3 protein-coding genes are annotated in these 3877 nt (G+C 66.0%); 1 reads left to right on the top strand and 2 read right to left on the bottom strand.

The features are described 5' to 3' along the window. Positions 1-17: 17 nt before the first annotated feature. On the bottom strand, positions 18-1016 hold the full coding sequence (gap, locus tag P3W85_RS37765; protein ID WP_017225103.1) for a type I glyceraldehyde-3-phosphate dehydrogenase: 999 nt from the start codon (positions 1014-1016) through the stop codon (positions 18-20). An 82-nt stretch (positions 1017-1098) separates the two neighbouring features. Beyond that, positions 1099-3135: a transketolase gene (tkt, locus tag P3W85_RS37760; RefSeq protein WP_035807612.1), complete on the bottom strand. Its 2037-nt coding sequence runs from the start codon at positions 3133-3135 to the stop codon at positions 1099-1101. A gap of 461 nt (positions 3136-3596) precedes the next feature. Here tkt and P3W85_RS37755 point away from each other — a divergent pair. Then, on the top strand, positions 3597-3877 hold a 281-nt coding region (locus tag P3W85_RS37755; protein ID WP_346430322.1), incomplete at its 3' end, for a VOC family protein.

Genomic DNA, 3877 nt, shown 5'->3' with positions numbered 1-3877 from the left:
AAACGGTCGGGGCCAGGTTACTTGGCGACCACGCGAGCCATTTCCAGCACCTTGTTGGAATAGCCCCATTCATTGTCGTACCAGCTCACGACCTTGACGAAGGTCGAGTCCAGCGCGATGCCGGCTTCGGCGTCGAAGATCGAGGTGCGTGCATCGCCGCGGAAATCGGTCGCAACCACCTTGTCTTCCGTGTAGCCCAGCACGCCCTTCAGCGCGCCCTGGCTCTGTGCCTTCATTTCGGCGCAGATCTCGGCGTAGGTGGCGCCCTTTTCCAGCTCGACGGTCAGGTCGACCACCGACACGTCGGAGGTCGGCACGCGGAACGACATGCCGGTCAGCTTCTTGTTGAGCTCGGGGATCACCACGCCCACGGCCTTGGCGGCACCGGTGCTCGACGGGATGATGTTTTCCAGGATGCCGCGGCCACCGCGCCAGTCCTTGTTGGACGGGCCGTCGACGGTCTTCTGGGTAGCGGTGGTGGCGTGCACGGTGGTCATCAGGCCACGCTTGATGCCCCACTTGTCGTTCAGCACCTTGGCGACGGGCGCCAGGCAGTTGGTGGTGCAGCTGGCGTTGGAGATGATCGCCTCGCCCTTGTACGTGTCGTGGTTCACGCCGTACACGAACATCGGGGTATCGTCCTTCGACGGGGCCGACATGATGACCTTCCTGGCGCCCGCATCGATATGCTTCTGCGCGCCTTCCTTGGTCAGGAAGATACCAGTCGACTCGATCACCACGTCTGCACCGATCTCGCCCCACTTCAGCTCGGACGGGTCCTTCACGGCGGTCAGGCGGATCTTCTTGCCGTTGACGATCAGGGTGTTGCCGTCGACCGACACTTCGCCGTCAAAGCGGCCGTGCACCGAGTCGTACTTCAGCATGTAAGCCAGGTAGTCGGGCTCAAGCAGGTCGTTGATGCCGACGACTTCAATTTCCTTGAAGTTGGCGGCGGCAGCACGGAACACCATGCGCCCGATGCGGCCGAAGCCGTTGATGCCGATCTTGATGGTCATGTTTATCTCCTGAGTAGCCTAACGATCGATGGATGCGGAAAAGCCTTGCCTTTGCCGGGGCCGCGCGGCCCCGGGAATCCTGTTACTGGCCGAGCGTGTCGCGCACCGTGCGCACGACGTTCTCGACGGTAAAGCCGAAGTGCTTGAACAATACGCCAGCCGGGGCGGATTCGCCGAAGGTGTCGATGCCCACCACGGCCTGGACCTGGTACTTCCACCAGAAATCCGTCACGCCGGCTTCCACCGCCACGCGCGGCACGCCTGCCGGCAGCACCGAAGCCTTGTAGGCGGCATCCTGCTTGTCGAATACGGTCGTCGCCGGCACCGAGACCACGCGCACGTGCACGCCGTCGGCGGCCAGCTGCTCCGCCGCCCCCACGGCCAGGCCGACTTCCGAACCGGTGGCGATGATCACGGCGTCCGGACGGCCGGTCTTGGGGTTGGCGCCATCGCGCAGCACGTAGCCGCCGCGCGCGATATTGGCGCGGGTGGCATCGTCGCGCGTCTGGAACGGCAGGTTCTGGCGGCTGAAGATCAGGCAGCTCGGGCCGTTCTCCCGGCGCACGGCCTGGGCCCAGGCCACCGCGGTTTCGGTGGTGTCGGCGGTACGCCAGACATCCATGTTCGGGATCAGGCGCAGGCTGGCGACGTGTTCGATCGACTGGTGGGTCGGGCCGTCCTCGCCCAGGCCGATGGAGTCATGGGTGAACACGAACAGCGAGCGGATCTTCATCAGCGCCGCCATGCGCAGCGCATTGCGGCTGTAGTCCGAGAAGGTCAGGAAGGTGCCGCCATAAGGGATGTAGCCGCCGTGCAGCGTGATGCCGTTCATGATGGCGCTCATGCCGAACTCGCGCACGCCATAATTGATGTGGTTGCCCCAGGCATCGGCACGCACGGCCTTGCTGCCCGACCAGTTGGTCAGGTTGGAGCCGGTCAGGTCGGCCGAGCCGCCCAGGAATTCCGGCAGCACCGCGGCAAGCGCCTCGATGGTGTTCTGGCTGGCCTTGCGGGTGGCGATGGTCTCGGCCTTTTCCTCGCACTTGGCGAGGAAGGCGTCCACGGCCGCGTCGAAGGCGCCCGGCAGTTCGCCGCGCATGCGGCGCTGGAATTCGCCGGCTTCGTACGGGAAACGCTCGGCATAGGCCTCGAACAGCGCGTTCCACGCCTTTTCCAGCGAACCGCCGCGGGCCTTGGCATCCCATGCCGTATAGACTTCGGCCGGCAGTTCGAACGGTGCGTGCGTCCAGCCCAGCGCTTCGCGCGTGGCCAGGATTTCGGCGCCGCCAAGCGGCGCGCCATGCACGTCGTGACCACCTTCCTTGTTAGGCGCGCCCTTGCCGATCAGGGTGCGGCAGCAGATCAGGGTCGGGCGATCGCTGAACTTGGCCTCGGCGATAGCGGCGTCGACCGCGGCGGCGTCATGGCCGTCGACCGCACGGATCACGTTCCAGCCATAGGCTTCAAAGCGCTTCGGGGTGTCGTCGGCGAACCAGTGCACGACATCGCCGTCGATCGAGATGCCGTTGTCGTCCCACAGCGCGACCAGCTTGTTCAGCTTCAGCGTGCCGGCCAGTGAGCAGGCCTCGTGGCTGATGCCTTCCATCAGGCATCCGTCGCCCAGGAAGACATAGGTGTGGTGGTTGACGATATCGAAGCCGGGGCGGTTGAATTCCTCGCCCAGCAGGCGCTCGGCCAGCGCCATGCCCACCGCGTTGGTGAGGCCCTGGCCAAGCGGGCCGGTGGTGGTTTCCACGCCCGGCGTGATGCCGTATTCCGGGTGGCCAGCCGTCTTGCTGTGCATCTGGCGGAAATTCTTCAGCTCGGCCAGCGGCAGGTCGTAGCCGGTCAGGTGCAGCAAGGCGTACAGCAGCATCGAGCCATGGCCGTTGGACAGCACGAAGCGGTCGCGATCAGCCCACTTGGGGTTGGCCGGGTTATGCTTCAGATGACGGCCCCACAGCGCCACCGCGATATCCGCCATGCCCATCGGCATGCCGGGGTGGCCTGAATTGGCCTGCTGAACGGCGTCCATGGCCAGGACGCGAATGGCGTTGGCCATGAGTTGGACGGGCTGCGAAGCGTGCGGACTGGCGGCGGGATGAGCGAGGTGAGACATGCGGCGGGGACCTGGCGGCGGGAAAAGCGCAATTTTACCAGAAGGAAGAAGCGAATCCGGCCCCCTGGCGACCCCGGACCGTGGGCATCCGCAGCGGACCGGATGGCTCTCCCCCGGCATCGGGAGCACGCTTGGCCGGATCCGGCTGCTGGCGGCGGTCCGCTCGCCGTGCCTGCAGATCGAGGCCGGCGAGCATGGGCGCTTTGACCGCATCTTCGGCCTGGATAGCCACATCATGAGTGCCGCCCCCGTGCCGGCCGCCGAGCGCCGGCACGCCTGGCAACTCGACCGCGCACTGCGCTGCTACCATGCCGCGCTGCATCCGGTCGCCGTTCGCCCGGCCCCTGCACCTGCGGGCGCTTTTCGACAGCGTCGGCGCCGCCGCGTAAGATGCTCGTTCGCACCGTGGGACCCGCCGCCATGGCAGGTCCCGCGCGGCTTCCCGTAACCAGGAGACGATCATGACAAGACCGGCCAACACCCCCTGGCTCACGCCCTACCTGACGGTGGGCAACGGGCGCAGCGCGCTCGACTTCTACCACCGCGCCTTCGGTTTCAGCGCGGGGAATGTGGTCGACGAAAACGGCGTGCCGACCCACGCCGAAATGCACTACCAGGGCGAACTGGTCGTGATGTTCGCGCCCGAAGGCGCCTGGGGCAGCACCGCGCGCACGCCCCGCTCGCTCGGCGTCGAATGCCCGCAGACCTTCTATGTCTACTGCGATGACGTCGATGGCATGTA

The sequence above is a fragment of the Cupriavidus basilensis genome (assembly GCF_029335485.1).
Taxonomy (GTDB): Bacteria; Pseudomonadota; Gammaproteobacteria; order Burkholderiales; family Burkholderiaceae; genus Cupriavidus; species Cupriavidus basilensis_E.
This window is presented reverse-complemented; position numbering and strand designations above follow the sequence as displayed.

Excerpts from the sequence above, each read along its gene's own strand:
- gap (WP_017225103.1), bottom strand. The coding sequence starts at position 1,016 with ATGACCATCAAGATCGGCATCAACGGCTTCGGCCGCATCGGGCGCATG.
- tkt (WP_035807612.1), bottom strand. The coding sequence starts at position 3,135 with ATGTCTCACCTCGCTCATCCCGCCGCCAGTCCGCACGCTTCGCAGCCC.